16 protein-coding genes and 1 riboswitch are annotated in these 15,979 nt (G+C 69.3%); of the genes, 6 read left to right on the top strand and 10 right to left on the bottom strand.

The genetic code is table 11. From position 1 onward, the window contains the following. The first annotated feature begins 4 nt into the window (after positions 1-4). Entirely contained in the window at positions 5-1,201 is a 1,197-nt protein-coding gene (locus tag AC23D4_RS07585) for a lytic murein transglycosylase (protein WP_472889654.1), read from the top strand. 30 nt (positions 1,202-1,231) lie between these two features. On the opposite strand, the gene AC23D4_RS07590 is transcribed toward AC23D4_RS07585, so the two are convergent. The 5 genes from AC23D4_RS07590 to AC23D4_RS07610 form a co-directional block, all read right to left on the bottom strand. After that, positions 1,232-1,684: a hypothetical protein gene (locus AC23D4_RS07590; RefSeq protein ID WP_472889653.1), complete on the bottom strand. Its 453-nt coding sequence runs from the start codon at positions 1,682-1,684 to the stop codon at positions 1,232-1,234. A 10-nt stretch (positions 1,685-1,694) separates the two neighbouring features. After that, positions 1,695-2,042, bottom strand: a complete 348-nt coding sequence (locus AC23D4_RS07595; protein WP_472889652.1) for a heavy metal-binding domain-containing protein — start codon at positions 2,040-2,042, stop codon at positions 1,695-1,697. Positions 2,043-2,164: 122 nt separating this feature from the next. Continuing rightward, positions 2,165-2,809 carry an ABC transporter ATP-binding protein gene (locus tag AC23D4_RS07600; protein ID WP_472889651.1) on the bottom strand — a complete coding sequence of 215 codons (645 nt, stop codon included), beginning with the start codon at positions 2,807-2,809 and terminating at the stop codon, positions 2,165-2,167. After that, complete coding sequence (locus tag AC23D4_RS07605) at positions 2,802-4,448, bottom strand: ABC transporter permease (protein ID WP_472889650.1); 1,647 nt, start codon at positions 4,446-4,448, stop codon at positions 2,802-2,804. Before AC23D4_RS07605 ends, AC23D4_RS07600 begins: the two co-directional genes overlap by 8 nt. A 5-nt stretch (positions 4,449-4,453) precedes the next feature. Next, positions 4,454-5,524: a thiamine ABC transporter substrate-binding protein gene (locus AC23D4_RS07610; protein WP_472889649.1), complete on the bottom strand. Its 1,071-nt coding sequence runs from the start codon at positions 5,522-5,524 to the stop codon at positions 4,454-4,456. A 64-nt stretch (positions 5,525-5,588) separates the two neighbouring features. Next, positions 5,589-5,697: riboswitch (TPP riboswitch) on the bottom strand. Between the two features lie 193 nt (positions 5,698-5,890). On the opposite strand from AC23D4_RS07610, the gene AC23D4_RS07615 reads away from it, so the two are divergent. Next, positions 5,891-6,553, top strand: a complete 663-nt coding sequence (locus AC23D4_RS07615) for a class I SAM-dependent methyltransferase (RefSeq protein ID WP_472889648.1) — start codon at positions 5,891-5,893, stop codon at positions 6,551-6,553. A 92-nt stretch (positions 6,554-6,645) separates the two neighbouring features. On the opposite strand, the gene AC23D4_RS07620 is transcribed toward AC23D4_RS07615, so the two are convergent. Together AC23D4_RS07620 and AC23D4_RS07625 are read right to left on the bottom strand one after the other, a co-directional pair. Further along, entirely contained in the window at positions 6,646-6,816 is a 171-nt protein-coding gene (locus AC23D4_RS07620) for a hypothetical protein (protein WP_472889647.1), read from the bottom strand. Between the two features lie 114 nt (positions 6,817-6,930). Beyond that, complete coding sequence (locus AC23D4_RS07625; protein ID WP_472889646.1) at positions 6,931-7,812, bottom strand: transglutaminase-like domain-containing protein; 882 nt, start codon at positions 7,810-7,812, stop codon at positions 6,931-6,933. Between the two features lie 203 nt (positions 7,813-8,015). Between AC23D4_RS07625 and AC23D4_RS07630 the strand changes: the two genes are divergently transcribed. The 3 genes from AC23D4_RS07630 (at position 8,016) to AC23D4_RS07640 (ending at position 12,080) form a co-directional block, all read left to right on the top strand. Continuing rightward, positions 8,016-10,595, top strand: a complete 2,580-nt coding sequence (locus AC23D4_RS07630) for an ABC transporter permease (RefSeq protein WP_472889645.1) — start codon at positions 8,016-8,018, stop codon at positions 10,593-10,595. Beyond that, on the top strand, positions 10,592-11,728 hold the full coding sequence (locus AC23D4_RS07635; RefSeq protein WP_472889644.1) for a lipocalin-like domain-containing protein: 1,137 nt from the start codon (positions 10,592-10,594) through the stop codon (positions 11,726-11,728). The genes AC23D4_RS07630 and AC23D4_RS07635 overlap by 4 nt, the downstream gene beginning before the upstream one ends. 136 nt (positions 11,729-11,864) lie before the next feature. Beyond that, positions 11,865-12,080: a CsbD family protein gene (locus AC23D4_RS07640; RefSeq protein ID WP_177136489.1), complete on the top strand. Its 216-nt coding sequence runs from the start codon at positions 11,865-11,867 to the stop codon at positions 12,078-12,080. 64 nt (positions 12,081-12,144) lie between these two features. On the opposite strand, the gene AC23D4_RS07645 is transcribed toward AC23D4_RS07640, so the two are convergent. Next, positions 12,145-12,846: a Crp/Fnr family transcriptional regulator gene (locus AC23D4_RS07645; RefSeq protein ID WP_472889643.1), complete on the bottom strand. Its 702-nt coding sequence runs from the start codon at positions 12,844-12,846 to the stop codon at positions 12,145-12,147. Between the two features lie 258 nt (positions 12,847-13,104). Here AC23D4_RS07645 and AC23D4_RS07650 point away from each other — a divergent pair, with 258 nt between their 5' ends. Then, positions 13,105-14,238, top strand: coding sequence for an OmpA family protein (locus AC23D4_RS07650; RefSeq protein ID WP_472889642.1), 1,134 nt, complete (start codon positions 13,105-13,107; stop codon positions 14,236-14,238). A 67-nt stretch (positions 14,239-14,305) separates the two neighbouring features. Here the strand turns inward: AC23D4_RS07650 and AC23D4_RS07655 are convergent, their stop codons facing one another. Both AC23D4_RS07655 and AC23D4_RS07660 read right to left on the bottom strand, forming a co-directional pair. Then, positions 14,306-14,857, bottom strand: coding sequence for a hemerythrin domain-containing protein (locus tag AC23D4_RS07655; RefSeq protein ID WP_472889641.1), 552 nt, complete (start codon positions 14,855-14,857; stop codon positions 14,306-14,308). Between the two features lie 331 nt (positions 14,858-15,188). Then, positions 15,189-15,908: a Crp/Fnr family transcriptional regulator gene (locus AC23D4_RS07660; RefSeq protein WP_472889640.1), complete on the bottom strand. Its 720-nt coding sequence runs from the start codon at positions 15,906-15,908 to the stop codon at positions 15,189-15,191. Positions 15,909-15,979 lie beyond the last annotated feature (71 nt).

Below are 15,979 nucleotides of genomic sequence, written 5' to 3' on the forward strand. Positions count from 1 at the left end.
AGAAATGAAACACCTCCTGCGACGGGCCGCACTGGCCACATTGACGTTCTCCCTGCCCGCGTTCGCCCAGACCGCGCCGCCCGAATTCACCCGCTGCATCGACAGCCTGCAGGGCGCTGCCCGCGCCGCCGGGGTCTCCGAATCGACCTACCGCCGCTTCACCCAGGACCTGCAGCCCGACATGAGCGTGATCGAAAAACTGGACTACCAGCCCGAGTTCCGCATGCCGATCTGGGACTACCTCAGCGGCCTGGTCGACGAGGAACGTGTGGCCGAAGGGCGCTCCATGCTCACGGCGCACGCCGAGACGCTGGCGCGCGTACAGCAACGCTACGGCGTCGACCCGGCCACCGTGGTGGCGGTCTGGGGGGTGGAGAGCAACTTCGGCCAGACCTTCGGCAAATACCCGCTGGTGCAGGCGCTGGGCACGCTGTCGTGCAACGGCCGGCGCCAGACCTTCTTCCGCGGCGAGTTCTATGCCGCGCTGCGCATCCTGCAAGGTGGCCACATCGCGCCCGAGCGGCTGGTGGGCTCCTGGGCCGGCGCCTTCGGCCACACGCAGTTCATGCCCACCACCTTCGAGCGCCTCGCCGTCGACTTCGACGGCGACGGCCGCCGCGACCTGATGGACAGCACGGCCGACGCGCTCGCCTCCACCGCGAACTTCCTGGCCAAGGCCGGCTGGCAGACCGGCCAGCCCTGGGGTTTCGAAGTGAGGCTGCCGAGCGGCTTCAACACCACGCAGGAAGGCCGCCGCAGCAAGCGGCCGATCAGCGAGTGGGCCGCGCGCGGTGTGCGCCGCGTGGACGGTTCTCCGCTGCCGGCAGGTCTTGGCTCAGCCGGCCTGATGACGCCCGCGGGCGCACAAGGCCCGGCCTTCCTCGTGTTCAAGAACTTCGATGCGGTCTACAGCTACAACGCCGCCGAAAGCTATGGCCTGGCCATCGCCCACCTCAGCGACCGCCTGCGCGGCGCCGGCCCCTTCACCACCCCCTGGCCCACCGACGACCCGGGCATCTCGCGCGCCGAACGCCGTGAGCTGCAAGGCCTGCTGATCCTGCGCGGGCACGACATCGGCGAAGTGGATGGCATGCTGGGCGAACGCAGCCGCGTGGCGATCCGCGCCGAGCAGGCGCGGCTGGGGCAGGAAGTGAACGGGCGCGGCGGGCTGAAGCTGTTGCGAGCCTTGCGCGGGGGGTGAGTCACGACCAGGGCATGGGTCAGCGCCCCGTCACAGCCACCCAAACTGCGCCCTCACATCGCGCGCCGTCACATTGACCGGCGCGGTGGGCGCCTGCACGTACTGCCGCAGGTTGGGCGCGCGCACGCCACCACCGTCCTGTCCGAGCACCGCCACGCCCTTGATGTGCCACCCACGTTCGCGCAGCGCGGCCACATAGGCCTGGGCATCCGGAAAGGTTTCCAGGTCCGTCCTGTAGGCCGTGGGCGAGAGGCAGAACAACACCGCTTCGCAGCGCGAACGGCTCACTTCCTGGAGGAAGTCTTCGATCGAGGTGCGGGTGTTCTGCAGGGTGCCAACGCGGGCGTAGAAACGCTGCGGGCGCTTGTTGCCCTGCAGCTGGATGTCGCGCACGCTGCGGTTGAAACAACCCGTGAGGCTGCGCACCACCGAGGTCTTGCGGGTGTTGGCGTTGCCGATGAGGACGTAGGCGTCCATGGTCATGCGGTGGTCCTCAGCCCAGCTTGACCGCCGTGCCGCTGACCGCGACCATCATCATGCCGTTGGTCTCGCCCATGACTTCGTAGTCGAAGTCGATGCCGATCACGCCGTTGGCGCCCATCTGTTTCGCGGCATCGATCAGTTCGTCCATCGCCGCGTCGCGTGCACCGGCGAGCGCGCGCTCGTAGCCACCGGCGCGTCCGCCCACGACGTCGCGCACCGAAGAGAACATGTCTCGGAAGATGTTGGCGCCAATGATGGCTTCGCCGTTGACCACGCCCAGGTACTGCTTCAGCTCGATGCCCGGCGGGTTGGTGGTGCTGAGGAAAAAACCGTCGGTGGATTTCGAAAACCAGCCCATGTGAACTCCCGTTGGTTGTTTGAGTGGGATGCACCCGCGGGTGCCTGCGGATTCATTGTGCCAGTGGCCACGGCCCGCCCTCACCCCCCCTTTCCCGCGAGTGGGAGAGGGGGCAAGAATAGTCACCAGAGCGAGACCAGCTTCCCGCCCTGCAGCGCCCACGCACGCTGTGCCATGGCGCGGGCTTCCTGTTCGTCGTGGGTGACGAGGATGGCGGTCATGCCGGCTTCGGTGATGCGCTCGCGGAACTCGGTGCGCAACTGCTCGCGCAGGGTGGCGTCGAGCGCGCTGAAGGGTTCGTCCAGCAGCAGGGCGCGCGGCTGCGTGATGAGCGCACGCGCCAGCGCCACACGCTGCTGCTCGCCGCCCGAGAGCGTCCAGACCTTGCCCAGCGCCTGACCGGCGAGGCCGAAGCGTGCGAGCACGATGCGCGCCCGCTCCCGCGCCTCGCTGCGGCGCACGCCCTGCTCCACCAGACCGAAGGCCACGTTGTCCTGCAGGTTGAGGTGCGGGAACAGCGCGAAGTCCTGGAACATGAGCGCGAAGCCGCGCTGCTCGGGCGGCAGCGTGGTGATGTCTTCGCCGTCGAACCACACGCTGCCCGCCTCCGGCGCGTCCAGCCCGGCCACGATCTTGAGCAGGGTGCTCTTGCCGCTGCCCGAAGCACCGAGCAGGGCCACGGTTTCGCCCGCGGCCACGCTCAGGCTCACGCCGTCAAGCAGCGGGCGGTGGTCCCATTGTTTGCTGATGTCGCGCAGTTCAAGCATGGGCGTCATTGTCCTTCTGCGCAGGGCCTTCGATCAGCGTGAACGCCGCCAGCGCCAGCCCCATCAGCACGCAAGCGAGCACCAGCGCCGCGTCGAGGTTGGCGGCGCCGGGGCGGCCCAGATGCTGGTAGATCAGCGTCGTGAGCGTGGTCCATTCGGGGCGCGAGAGAAACAGCGTGACGGCGAACTCGCCCAGCGCGGTGGCGGCGGCAAAGGCCATGCCGCGGCGCAACGCGGGCGCCACCAGCGGCAGCGTGACCCGCCACAACACGCGCCATGGCCGGGCGCCCAGCGTGGCCGCTGCCTGCGCGTAGCTCGCTGGCAGGCTGTCGAGTGCGGCGGTGAGCGACTTGGCCACGAAGGGATAGGCCAGCAGCGCGTAGGCCGCCACCAGCAGGGCCAGGCTCGCGGTCCAGTCCGGGTAGAGCAGCAGCAGGCCGAACGCCACCGTGACGGGCGAGACCACGAAGGGCAGAAAGGCTGCGGCGCGCCAGGCCAGCGCGAGCACACCGCGCGCTTCGCTGGCGTTGCGCTGCAGGCTCGCCACGTCCAGCGCGCGCACCGCGAGGGCGTGCGTGAGGCCGAGCGCGGTGGTCAGGGTCAGCGCCATGGCGGTGAAGCGCAGCGTGTTCCAGAGGGCCACGCGCGTGTCGGCTTCGAACAGCACGGCCGCGCCCTGCCCGGTCCACAGCGCCTGCGCCGCGCGCCACACGATGGCCAGCAGCGGCGCCGCGCACACGACGAACAACACCATCAACGCGGCGCCCACCGCCGACCACTGCGCCCCGCTGCGGGGACGCTGGCGCAGCACCGGCGACACGCGGCCCGGCGCCGCGAGGCGCTTCTCCAACCAGGCGTAGGCCAGCGCCACGGCGCCGGTCAGCAGCAGCATCCAGACCGCGAGCACACCCGCTTGGCCCAGTTCCAGCTCGTGCGCCACCAGGGTGTAGATCTCGACCTCCACCGTGGCGTAGCGCTGCCCGCCCAGGATCAGCGCGAGGCCGAAGCCGGCGAAGCAGTAAAGGAACACCAGGCACAGTGCCGACGCGAGCCAGGGCGCGATCGCCGGCCACTCCACACGCCAGAAGGCGCGCCAGGGCGTGGCGCCCAGCGTGCGCGCGGCAGCCACGCGCGGCGCGCTCACCTGTTCCAGCGCGTCCACACCCGCACGCACCACCACACAGAGGTTGAAGAACAGGTTGCCGTAGAGCAGCAGCCAGGGCGTGTCCACCAGCTCGATGCCGGCCCCCGCCAGCGGCGCGCCGAGCAGGCCACGCGGACCCCAGAGCGCCAGCACGCCGAGCGCGGCCACCAGCGTGGGCACCACGAAGGGCAGCATCAGCAGGCGCAGCACCAGCGAACGGCCCGGGAACTCCAGCCGAGCCAGCACCCAGGCCACGGGCAGGCCCAGCACCAGGGCCAGTGCGCAGGTGATCGCCGCCTGGGCCAGGGACCACAACACGCGCCAGCGCAGGAAGTCGTCCTGCCAGACATCGAGCCAGCGCAGCGGTTCGCCACCCGACCACGCCCCTGCGCCCAGCCCCTCGGCCAGCAGCCGGACGACCGGCGCCACCAGCAGCAGCGCCAGAAAGGCCAGCGGCAACGCGGGCAGCAGCCAGCGGGCTGGCAGGCGCGGCATGGGGTTTATTTGAGGACGGTCTTGGTCCAGCGCTGCAGCCAGGCCTTGCCTTTGGCAGAGGCCTCTGCGGCGCTGGGGTTGTCAAACGCCGCCGGCTCGCTGGCGTGCTGTTTCAACACGTCCACTTGCGCGGCGCCCGCTTCGGCCGGGAACATCCACATCGTGGTCTGCAGCGCCTGCTGGGCCGGGGCCGAGCGCAGGAACTCGATGAACCTGGCGGCGGCATCGCGCGCGGCCGGGTTGCCGCCCTTGACCAGCGCCACACCCTCGACCTGGCGGAACACGCCGCCCTGAAGGAACAGGTTGGCGGTGGGCGACTCGCTCAGCTTTTCCTTGGCGTAGAACACCTCGGCCGCCGGGCTGCTGGCGTAACTGACCACGATGGGCCGCGTGCCGCCGTTGCGCGTGAACTCGGTGTAGTAGGCCTCGGTCCAGCCCTTGACCACCTTCACGCCGTTGGCGCGCATCTTCGCCCACCACTGGAACGCCGCCTCTTCGCCCAGGCCGGCGATGGTGGCGAACACGAAGGCCTGGCCGGGGCTGGAGGTGGCCGGGTTCTGCACCACCAGCAGCTTGGCGTAGGCGGGCTTGGTGAGGTCTTCCAGCAAAGTCGGCAGCGCCAGGCCCTTGCTGGCGAACCAGGCCTTGTCGACGTTGAGGTTCACGAAGCCGTAGTCCACCGGGACCACGCCCGAGACCACACCGGTCTTGTCGGCGCCCTCGGCCATGGCAGCGGCCGAGGCGCGTTGCGCGGCGGGGCCGGTGTAGGCGTCGAGGACCTTCGCGGCCGTGGCGCGCGGCAGCAAGGTGTTGTCGATGCCGTAGACCACGTCGGCGATGGGCTTGGCCTTGGTGAGAATGAGCTTGTTGACCATCTCGCCAGCGTCACCCGCCTTGACGATCTGCAGCTTGACGCCCGCGTTTTTCTCGAACTGCGCCAGCAGCTCCTTGGGCAGGTCGAACGAACCGTGGGTCAGCACGCGCAGCGGCACCGCCTGTGCCCAGGCCGCGGGCGCTGCGCCCAGGGCCGCGAGGGAAACCGAAACCAGTGCCGCAGAAAAAAACCGCCGTTGCATGTGGAGCCGCCTTGTCGAAAAAAACGCCATGGGGAACGTCTGACAGGGCGGCTCGCATGCATCGGCGGCCGGCTGCTCACGCTCCCTACGCTGGCACGATCCAGATCAGGTGAGAGGGGTATTTCTCAGCCGCTGCCCGCGTGATTGCGGGCCCGGCACCCCCGGTGAAGCTGCGGATTGTAGACCCCACCTCAGCCCGCCACGTGCCCCTGTGTTACCGTGGTCCGCGCCCGCAGCCTCTGCGCGGCCATCCGCGAGATTGCCTCCTCGGCCCCGCATGCCCCTGCCCATGGTCCCCATGGAAGCGCTGTGCCCGTTCGACCAGAACCGTTTCACACCGCACACGCACCATGAAAAGAACCGCACATGCCCGGCTACGAGGTCCGTCAACAGACCGTCAACATCGGTGGACTGGACTACGACGTCCGCTCCCTGCTCGACAACCAGCAATACGCTGACCCGTTTGGCAGCGCCGAAGACGCAGGCATGGGCGCCTCGGGCTGGCCGCTGTTTGGCCAGGTCTGGCCCTCGGCGCGCGTGCTCGCGCTGGCCATGCACAGCCACCCCATCGAAGGCAAACGCATCCTGGAAATCGGCGCCGGCCTGGCGCTGGCCAGCCTGGTGATCCACCGCCGGGCCGGCAATGTGACCGTGACCGACTGGCATCCGCTGACCGAGACCTTCCTGCGGGAAAACCTGCTCGCCAACGGTCTGGGCCCACTGCCCTGCAAGCCCGGCAACTGGGCGCTGGACGACGCCAGCGGCGCCAGCGGCCTGGGCCGCTTCGACCTCATCATCGGCAGCGACTTGCTCTACGAACGCCAGCAGCCCGCCCAGCTCGCGCGCTTCATCGACCAGCACGCGACCCTGCACGCCGAGATCATCATCGTGGACCCGGACCGCAGCAACCGCAGCGCCTTCTGCCGCGAGATGGCGGCGCTGGGCTACCGCCTGACCATGCGCACGGCCGACAAGACACTGGAGGGCGGCGAGGCGTACAAGGGCCGCTTCCTCACGTTCCGGCGCTGAGAGCACGGAGCCCGAAAGCACTTCCGGAAAACAAAAAAGGTCCGCAACGGACCTTTTTCAGGCGCCGGCCCGAAGGCCGGCAGGACAGGCGATCAGCCGCCCTTGCCGGAGCGCTTGCCCGGGTTCTTCTTCGAGCGGGTGGCCACGCCACGCTCCAGGCTCACGCGCTGACCACGGCCCGGGCTGACCAGCGTCATGCCGGGGACGGGAGTGGGGCGGGGGGTGGCTTTGCGGTCGGCTTCGGTGACGATTTTGTTGCCCATGTCGGTTCCAGAGAGAGAAGTTGAAAACCCCTTATTAGGCCACAGGCGCGGCCCGGGCCTGGCGCCGGCGGACGGGCGGATCGGCTTCGCCGGCCCGCCAGCCCCCGGGAACGGTCAGAAGCCGGTGTGCCAGCCGCTGTCGGTGGACAGCGCCTCGGTGCGGTGCACCGGCATCTGCCAGCCGTTCTGCGGGTTCACCTGGGCCGAAATGTCGATGACCGGCGCCTGCGCCTGCACGCCGCCAAAGATGGTGGCGAACGAGGCATCGGCGGCATCGCGGCCGGTGCCGATGCGCACGAAGCCCATGGGAATGGCGGTGCCGGACGGATCGAACAGGTACCAGCGGTGGCCGAGGTAGACCTCGACGTAGGCGTGGAAGTCGGTCGGTCCCAGGGCCGGGTCGGCGCCGAAGTCGATCGCGGTGGTGAAACGCGCCGGGATGTTGAGCGCGCGGCACATCGTGATCATCAGGTGGGCAAAATCGCGGCAGACGCCCTTGTGATCGTTCAGGGTGTCCAGCGCCGAGGTCATGGAGTTGCTGGTGTTGGACTGGAACGTGACCTGGCTCTGCACCCACTCCTGGATCGCCTTCACGCGGCCATAACCGTGCGGCATCTGCCCGAACAGCGAGTTGGCGAGCGCGGTCACGCAGTCCGACTGGCAGTAGCGGCTGGGGTAGATGTAGAGCAGCGCGTCGGTGGGCAACTGGGCCACCGGGGTTTCGAACACGGTTTCGGGCGCCGCTTCGTGGTGCCGGATGTCCAGCGTGGCGCGGTAGCGCACCCGCAGCGGGCCCACGCCGGCGGTCAGGCGCAGGGTGCGGTTGCGTGTGGCGGCGTCGGTGTGCATGACCAGCGGCACCGGCTGGCTGACCTGCAGCTCTTCCCAGACCACGATCTGCTGCGGCGAGAGCGCCGCCTGGATATTGAAAATGAAGTCCGCCGAGGGCGGGTTGACCGTGTAGTTGAGGTCGATGGCGAGGTGGATGCGAACCATGGGGGTCACCGTAAAAAAGGGTTGAGCTGCTGGTGCAGCACGGGCAGCGCCGCTGTGCGCTGGCTGAACGGTGAACTCTCCTGTTGACAGGGAAAAGAATCTTACGCGCACGGCGCGCAGGCTTCGGTGCGTTGGCGCACCTTGGCAGTCTGCGCTTGCCCCTGCGGGTCTGCCCGTCGCACGGATGGGCTTAAGCTCAAACCATGCGTGCGCTGCTGACAACTTTTTCGTTGCAAGAACTGCGCCACCATCCGTGGCGCACCGCCTCGGCCGTGGTGGCGGTGATGCTGGGTGTGGCGCTGGCGTTTGCGGTGCAGCTGATCAACGCCTCGGCGCTGGCCGAGTTCTCCAGCGCGGTGAGCGCTGTCAATGGCCAGCCCGACCTGGAGCTGCGTGCGCGCCAGGGCGCGCTGGACGACGCGCTGCTGGAGCGTGTGGCGGCGCACCCCGATGTGGCGCTGGCCAGCCCGGTGCTGGAGTGGCCCACCGCCGTGCTGCTGCCCGGCGACCGCAAGCTGCCGGTGAAGATCATCGGTGTGGACGCGCTGGTGGTGGCCCGGATTTCGCCCGCGCTCATGCCGGTGCTGGCGCGCCAGGACGACGGCGGTGCGGCCCGGCGGCTGGACATCTTTGCCCCCGACGCGGTGTTCCTCAACCCGGCTGCCCGCGAAGCGCTGGACCGGGAAGGCGCAGCATCCGACCGGCTGCAGGTGCAGACCGGCCTGCGCCTGCAGAGCGTGCGTGTGGCCGGCACGGTGAACGCCCCGGGTGCGGCGCTGCTGGTGATGGACGTCGCCGCCGCGCAGGCGCTGACGGACCGCGTGGGCACGCTCAGCCGCATCGACCTGCGCCTGACCCCGGGCGCCCGGCCGGATGCGGTGCTCGCCGCGCTGGACCTGCCGCCCAGCGTGGTCGCGCAGCGCCCCGACCAGGTGGGTGAACGCGCCAGCAACCTGTCGCGCGCCTACCGCGTGAACCTCACCGTGCTGGCGCTGGTGGCGCTGTTCACCGGTGCCTTTCTGGTGTTCTCCATGCTCTCGTTGTCGGTGGCGCGGCGCCAGCAGCAGTTCGCGCTGCTGGGCGTGCTCGGCCTGTCGGCGCCGGAGCGGCTGCGTCTGGTGCTGGCCGAGTCGGCGCTGCTGGGTCTTGTCGGCAGCGCGCTCGGCATCGCACTGGGCACGGCGCTGGCCGCGCTCGCGCTGCGCGTGCTCGGTGGCGATCTGGGCGGTGGTTATTTTTCGGGCGCCGCGCCGCCGCTGCAATGGAGCGCCGCGGCCGCGCTGCTGTACGGTGCGCTGGGCGTGGCCGCTGCGCTGGCGGGCGGCTGGTGGCCGGCGCGCGCCACGGCCGCCATGGCGCCGGCGCTGGCGCTCAAGGGGTTGGGTAGCGGGCGCAGTGCAACCCGGCACCACGGCTGGGCGCTGGCGCTCATGCTGCTGGCCGCCGCGCTGGCCTGGGCGCCGCCGGTGGGTGGCATCCCGCTGGCGGCCTATGTTTCGGTCGGGCTGCTGCTGGTCGGGGGCATCGCCGCGCTGCCGCTGGCCGTGGGGGCGCTGCTGCACTTCCTGGCGCCGCTGGTGGCGCGCCACGCCCTGCCGCTGCTCGCGGTCGAGCGCTCGCGCCGCCTGCGCGAGACCGCCGCCGTGGCCACCAGCGGTGTGGTCGCCAGCCTGGCGCTCTCGGTCGCGCTCACGGTGATGGTGGCAAGCTTTCGCGACTCGGTCACGCAGTGGCTCGACGGCGTGTTGCCGGCGCAGCTCTATGTGCGCTCCGGTAGCAGCGGTCTGGGCGACGGCAACAGCCTGCCGCCCGACTTCGTGATGGCCGTGACCGCCCTGCCGGGCGTGGCGCGCGTGGACCCGCTGCGCGCCACCTCGCTGCAGCTCAAGCCCACCCTGCCCGCCGTGACCCTGCTCGCGCGACCGCTGGCCCTGGGCGGCGACGCACCCGCCGGCCAGACGCTGCCGCTGGTGGGCCTGCCGCTGCCGCTGCCGCCGGCCGCGGCGGGCGAGCGTGTGGTGGCGGTGTACGTGAGCGAGGCCATGCTGGACCTGCACGGCGCGGTGCCCGGCGGCTGGTTGCCGGCCTTGGCGCAGGCGTTTCCGGCGGGCGGCAACACGCGTTTCTTCGTCGCCGGTGTCTGGCGCGACTACGCGCGCCAGCACGGCAGCGTGGTGATGGACCGCGCCGACTACGTGCGCCTCTCCGGCGACGCCCGCGTGAACGACCTGGCCCTGCACCTCGCGCCCGGCGCCGACGAAGATGCGGTGCGCGAATCCATCCGCGCGCTGGCCGGGCGACAGGGCGCCGCGGGCCTGATCGAGTTTGCGTCGGCCGGGCAGATCCGCGCCACCTCGCTGCGCATTTTTGACCGCAGTTTCGCCGTCACCTACTGGCTGCAGGCGGTGGCCATAGCCATCGGCCTGTTCGGCGTGGCGGCCAGCTTCAGCGCGCAGGTGCTGGCGCGGCGCAAGGAGTTTGGCCTGCTGGCGCACCTGGGCCTGACGCGGCGGCAGATCCTCGGTGTGGTCGCGCTCGAAGGCCTGGCCTGGACGGTGCTCGGCGCGCTCGCCGGGCTGGCGCTCGGCCTGGGCGTGAGCCTGGTGCTGGTGCACGTGGTCAACCCGCAGAGCTTTCACTGGACCATGGACCTCGTGCTGCCCTGGGCGCGGCTGCTGGCGCTGTGTGTGGCCGTGGTGATCGCCGGCACCGCCACCGCCTGGCTGGCCGGGCGCGCCGCCGCCAGCCGCGATGCCGTGCAGGCCGTAAAGGAAGACTGGTGAAACCCGTACCCAACCCGCAACGCCGCTCGCTGCTGCTCGGCACCGCCGCCAGCCTCGCCCTGCCCCGCGTGCAGGCGCAGGCCACCGAGTCGCCTGGCGTGCTCATGCCGCGCGAGCTGGTGTTTCCGCGCGACCACGGCACGCACAACGACGCCCGCACCGAGTGGTGGTACCTCACCGGCCACGCGCAGGATGCGCAGGGCCGGGCCTTCGGTTTCCAGGTCACGTTCTTCCGCAGCCGCGTCGATGGCACGCAGACCCTCAAGAGCCGGCTGGCGGCCAGGCAGCTCGTGTTTGCCCACGCCGCCATCACCGATGTGCAGGGCCAGCAGCTCTGGCACAGCGACCGCATCGCGCGCTGGAACGGCGAGCCGCCCGCCGCCACCGGGCGCGGCGTGTACGCGCTGGAAGCCGACACCCACGTGGCGCTGGGCGACTGGTTCATCCGGCGCCGGCCCGACGGCGGCTACACCACCCGTGTGCACAGCGAAGACCTGCGCATCGAGATCGACGCGGCGCCCACCCAGGCCATCCTGCTGCAGGGCGAGCGGGGCTTTTCGCGCAAGGGGCCCGACCCGGCGCAGTCCAGCTTTTACGTCAGCCATCCCCAGCTGGATGTGCGCGGCACGCTGGCGTTCAAGGGCCAGGCTTTCGCGCTCGCACGGGGCAAGGCGTGGCTCGACCACGAGTGGAGCGAGGCCCTGCTGCACCCTGAGGCCGTGGGCTGGGACTGGATCGGCATGAACCTGTTCGACGGCCACTGCGTCACCGCCTTCCAGCTGCGCCGCAAAGACGGCAGCATGGTCTGGGCCGGCGGCTCGTTCCGCGCAGCGGGCAGCGCGCAAAGCCCCACCGACATCTACCGCTTCCGGCCCGGCGAGGTGGAATGGGTGGCCCAGCGCTACTGGACCAGCCCGCGCACCCGTGCGCGCTATCCCGTCGAATGGATGATCCGCACCCCGGCGGACTTCTACACCGTCAAGGCCGTCATCGACCCACAGGAACTCGACAGCCGCGCCAGCACCGGCACGGTCTACTGGGAAGGCCTGTCCGACCTGTTCGACAGCAACGGCAACCACGTCGGCCGCGGTTATCTGGAAATGACGGGCTACGCGCAGCGGCTGGTGTTGTGAGCCCCTGCCCCGGTCTGCGAGGCTCTGCGCTGGCGTATCCAGAACCGTTCGCCAGCGCACAGACGCTGACCCCTGTCCGACCTAAAAAGGGAGCTGTGGTGGACGTTCCTGTTCACCCGCAAACGGAGGACACCGCATGAACTGGGACACCATTCAAGGCAACTGGAAACAACTCACCGGCAAGGCCCAGCAGCAATGGGGCAAGCTGACCGACGACGACCTGCAGGTCGTGGCCGGTCATCGCGACCAGCTGGCTGGCAAGATCCAGGAGCGTTACGGCATCGCCAAGGACGAAGCCGAAAAGCAGCTCAAGGACTGGGAAGACCGGGCTGACGACAGCTGGTTGAAATAACCCGCTCGACACGCTGCCCGCCTGCGGCAGACCACCGGCCCGGGCAGCAGCCCGGTGCCGTGGTTCACGGCTTTCGTCCCGTCAGCTCCACATGGAACTGTTTGTCGGCGGCGTAGCAGCTGCAGGCCTCGGCCTCCAGCCCTGCCCGGTTGAGCACCTGCAGCTCGCCGCGGTGGTAGGCGATGAAACCACTCTGCTGGAACGACCCGGCCGCCTCCGTCACCCCGACGCGCCGCACACCCAGCATCAGCGCCATGAACTCCTGTGTGACGTGAAAGTTGTCGGACTGCGCGCGGTCCTGGCTCATCAGCAGCCAGCGCGCCAGGCGCGGCCCGATCTCGTGAAAACGCTCGCAGGCCGAGGCCAGGGTCTGCTGGTGCAGCCGCACCATCAGGCTGGACTGCATCACCTCCTGCAGCGGCTGGCTGCTCGCGATCTCCGCGCGCAAGGCCTCGGCGCCGATGCGCCAGCTCTTGCCCTCCCCCTGCACCAGGGCCCGCCAGGGCGTCTTCGCCAGCCCCAGCACCAGCTCCGAACCGAGCATGGACTCACGCCCGACCATGCCCACTTCAAGCGCCGGGTAGTCGTCCACATCGATCACCAGCGAGATGAAGCCCGAGATCGGAAAGTGCGCGTGGCTCAAGGGCTCGCCGCGCACGCTGAGTTCGGCCGACAGCAGCAGGTCAAAAGGTTCGCACTGGTCCAGCAGATGCCGTCGGTCGGCTTTCGGCAGTTGCTGGAGCAGGAGGTTGTCGGCGTGGGCCATGGGCTTGGGGTGTTCCTGGTGGCTCAGCACCACCCGGGAAAGGCGGTGTCATGAAAGGCGCGGTGTGTCCTCGGCGCATTGAAAAACAGTGTGCGAGCCCATGGGGCTGTTGACTGTCTGGCAGCGCACACAAGGGGAAAAGAACCGGCGGTGTGGCGGACCTGCACATGTTCGTCAGCGTACCGACGCTGTTCGTGCAGTCCCCTAAAAACAGGGGGTGCAATCCGCGCAATGCGTCTCTGGCGCAAGAAAGAACCCATGAAAAAACTGACTGTTATCCACCTGCTCGGCGTCGCCGGCATGGCCACCTTCCTGGCGTCTTCTGCGTACGCGCAGAGCACCAGCCACTTCTACGGCGGCGGCTCGGTCGGCCAGTCCCGCACCGAGATGGACCCCGCACACACCACCGGTGTGCTGCTGCCCGGCGTCAACACCACCGGTGTCGCCACCGACAACACAGGCAATGCCTTCAAGATCTTCGGTGGCTACCAGATCAACCGCAACATCGCCCTCGAAGCGGGCTTCTTCGATCTGGGCAAGAACCGCTTCAGCGCCTCCACCGCGCCCTCGGGCACGCTGTCCGGCGAGACCCGGGTCCAGGGCCTCAACTTCGATCTGGTCGGCACCCTGCCGCTGACCGAACGCTTCTCCGCGCTGGCCCGTGTGGGCGCGCAGCACGCCTGGTCCAAGGACCGCTTCAGCGGCACCGGCGCCGGTGCCGGCATCCCGTCGAGCAGCAAGCACAACGATTCGAACTACAAGGTCGGCCTGGGCGTGCAATACGAAATGACGCCCGCGTTCTGGATCCGCGGCGATGTGGAGCGCTACCGCATCAAGGACGCCGTCGGCCGCCGTGCCAACGTGGACGTGGCCTCGGTCAGCCTGGTGTTCCCCTTCGGCCGTGCGCCCGAGCGCGTGGCCGCGGCGCCGGTCTATGTGACACCCGCCCCGATGCCGGCGCCCGTCGCCGTGGCACCGATGCCCGCACCGGTGGTGATGGCGCCCGTGCCCCAGCGCGTGAGCTTCTCCGCCGACACGCTGTTCGGCTTTGACAAGTCCACCGTGCGCCCTGAAGGCCGGGCCGAACTCGACAAGTTCAGCAACCAGCTGAGTGGCACCAGCTACCAGTCGATCCGCGTCGAAGGCCACACCGACCGCCTGGGTTCCACGGCCTACAACCAGGCGCTGTCCGAAGAGCGCGCCGAATCCGTCAAGAACTACCTCGTGACCAACGGCAACATCGACCCGACCCGCATCAGCGCCGTCGGCAAGAGCGAAACCCAGCCCGTGACCGCGGCGGGTGATTGTCCGGACAGCCAGGCGCGCAGCGCGCTGATCAGCTGCCTGCAGCCCGATCGCCGCGTCGAGGTGGAAGTCACCGGCACCCGCTGAGCCCTGTTCCAGGCGAACAAAAGCCCGCCACCGTGGCAACACGGCTGGCGGGCTTTTTGCGTGGGGTTCAGGCCAGCGTCAGATGGCAGTCCGCCGGCCAGCCGGACACCGGCAACTTCCGCGGTGGCGGCAAGCCCACCAGGGTGACATCCTGTTGCTGCGCACGGCGCCAGCGGGCCATCTGTTCGCCCAGCAAGGCGGTGTCCACCCCCACCCCGCGCACCGCCACAAACAGGATCGCCCGCACCTCGTCCATGCGCGGCAGCACACAGTCGCCGATGTCGTTGACCATGGCGTCGTAGCCGGGATCGGCGGGGTCCATTTCGTCGAGCCGCGCGATCAGGCCGCGCAGCGCCGTGCGGTCCCACAAGACCGCCTGGGCGCGGGCGTCGCAGTCCAGCACCGGGCGCACCCCCGGGTAAAAGACTTCTTCCTCGATCTGCGCGTTCAGGCTCAGCGCCTCGCACAGCCGGTCCACGATCTCGGCTTTCTGCTCGGGGCCGCAGCCCTCGACCAGACGCACGCTGTCGTACTCGCGCAGCAGCTTGCGGATCACCTCGTGATCCAGCCGCAACTGTTCCAGTGCATCGCGCGTGCGCAAGCGAGCTTTGTGTTGCATCGGTGCGCTCTCCGGCTGCTGCGTTTCAGCGGTACCGTGTCACAGGCGTGCCCGGGGCGGCCTGCGGCAGGCTCCAGGTGGGTCGCACCGGCGCTGGCGGTTGCGATGGACGCTTCGCCCCCACTGGGGGTGCGCCTTCGCTGGTCGTGGCGTCTTGCTGCGGCTCCAGCGTAAGAGGCTTCGGCGCCGGAGGCTTGGCTTTGTTCGCGAGTTCGATCATGGCAGGTGCCCTGGTGCAGGATCCGCGCAAAACGCGCCCATCCGTCTGGCTTTGTAACGGCAGGTACCCGGCGGCGTCTGTGCGATACCGCACCCAGATCGAGCGCCCTGCTCAGTCCGCGAGGCGCAGGGGCAGCAGCCGGTCGTACTCTTTCTTGACCACGGCATAACACTCGCAGACGCGACCTTCCAGCCCGTCGCGGTCCATCACGGTGATGTGACCCCGCGCGTAGCGGATGAGGCCCATCTTCTGCAGATTGAGCGCGGCCTCGGTGACGCCTTCACGCCGCACGCCGAGCATGTTGGCGATGAGTTCCTGCGTCATCACCAGCTCGTTGCCGTCCAGGCGGTCCAGGCTCAACAGCAGCCAGCGGCAGAGCTGCTGGTCCAGCGAATGGTGGCGGTTGCACACCGCCGTCTGCGCCATCTGGGTGATGAGCGCCTGGGTGTAGCGCAGCAGCAGGTGCAGCACCGGCCCGGAGCGGTTGAACTCGGTCTTGATGTCGGCCGCGCGCAGGCGGTAGCCTTTGCCGGCGCTCTGCACCACGGCGCGGCTCGGAGTGGTCTCGCCACCCATGAAGAGCGCGATGCCCACCAGACCCTCTTTGCCCACCACGGCAATCTCGGCCGAGGCGCCATCTTCCATCACGTACAGCAGCGAGACGATGGCGTTGATCGGGAAGTAGACGTGGCTCATCTTGCTGCCGGACTCGTAGAGCACCTGCCCCAGCGGCAATTCCACCGCCTCCAGCAGCGGACCCATGCGCTGCCATTCGGATGCGGGCAACGAAGCCAGCAGTTGGTTGGCGGACTGGTCCGGCTCAATATCCATCGTTCATCTCCCTCTTGTGGATGCTCTTTCGGCCGCGGTACGGGCCGTTGTGAAAGCTTGCGCGGAACGTC

Source organism: Hydrogenophaga sp. L76 (genome assembly GCF_057654755.1).

Coding starts and splice junctions, on each gene's coding strand:
- AC23D4_RS07650 (WP_472889642.1), top strand. CDS start 13,105: ATGAAAAAACTGACTGTTATCCACCTGCTCGGCGTCGCCGGCATGGCC.
- AC23D4_RS07660 (WP_472889640.1), bottom strand. CDS start 15,908: ATGGATATTGAGCCGGACCAGTCCGCCAACCAACTGCTGGCTTCGTTG.
- AC23D4_RS07615 (WP_472889648.1), top strand. CDS start 5,891: ATGCCCGGCTACGAGGTCCGTCAACAGACCGTCAACATCGGTGGACTG.
- AC23D4_RS07590 (WP_472889653.1), bottom strand. CDS start 1,684: ATGACCATGGACGCCTACGTCCTCATCGGCAACGCCAACACCCGCAAG.
- AC23D4_RS07605 (WP_472889650.1), bottom strand. CDS start 4,448: ATGCCGCGCCTGCCAGCCCGCTGGCTGCTGCCCGCGTTGCCGCTGGCC.
- AC23D4_RS07610 (WP_472889649.1), bottom strand. CDS start 5,524: ATGCAACGGCGGTTTTTTTCTGCGGCACTGGTTTCGGTTTCCCTCGCG.
- AC23D4_RS07585 (WP_472889654.1), top strand. CDS start 5: ATGAAACACCTCCTGCGACGGGCCGCACTGGCCACATTGACGTTCTCC.
- AC23D4_RS07645 (WP_472889643.1), bottom strand. CDS start 12,846: ATGGCCCACGCCGACAACCTCCTGCTCCAGCAACTGCCGAAAGCCGAC.
- AC23D4_RS07655 (WP_472889641.1), bottom strand. CDS start 14,857: ATGCAACACAAAGCTCGCTTGCGCACGCGCGATGCACTGGAACAGTTG.
- AC23D4_RS07595 (WP_472889652.1), bottom strand. CDS start 2,042: ATGGGCTGGTTTTCGAAATCCACCGACGGTTTTTTCCTCAGCACCACC.
- AC23D4_RS07630 (WP_472889645.1), top strand. CDS start 8,016: ATGCGTGCGCTGCTGACAACTTTTTCGTTGCAAGAACTGCGCCACCAT.
- AC23D4_RS07600 (WP_472889651.1), bottom strand. CDS start 2,809: ATGCTTGAACTGCGCGACATCAGCAAACAATGGGACCACCGCCCGCTG.
- AC23D4_RS07620 (WP_472889647.1), bottom strand. CDS start 6,816: ATGGGCAACAAAATCGTCACCGAAGCCGACCGCAAAGCCACCCCCCGC.
- AC23D4_RS07625 (WP_472889646.1), bottom strand. CDS start 7,812: ATGGTTCGCATCCACCTCGCCATCGACCTCAACTACACGGTCAACCCG.
- AC23D4_RS07640 (WP_177136489.1), top strand. CDS start 11,865: ATGAACTGGGACACCATTCAAGGCAACTGGAAACAACTCACCGGCAAG.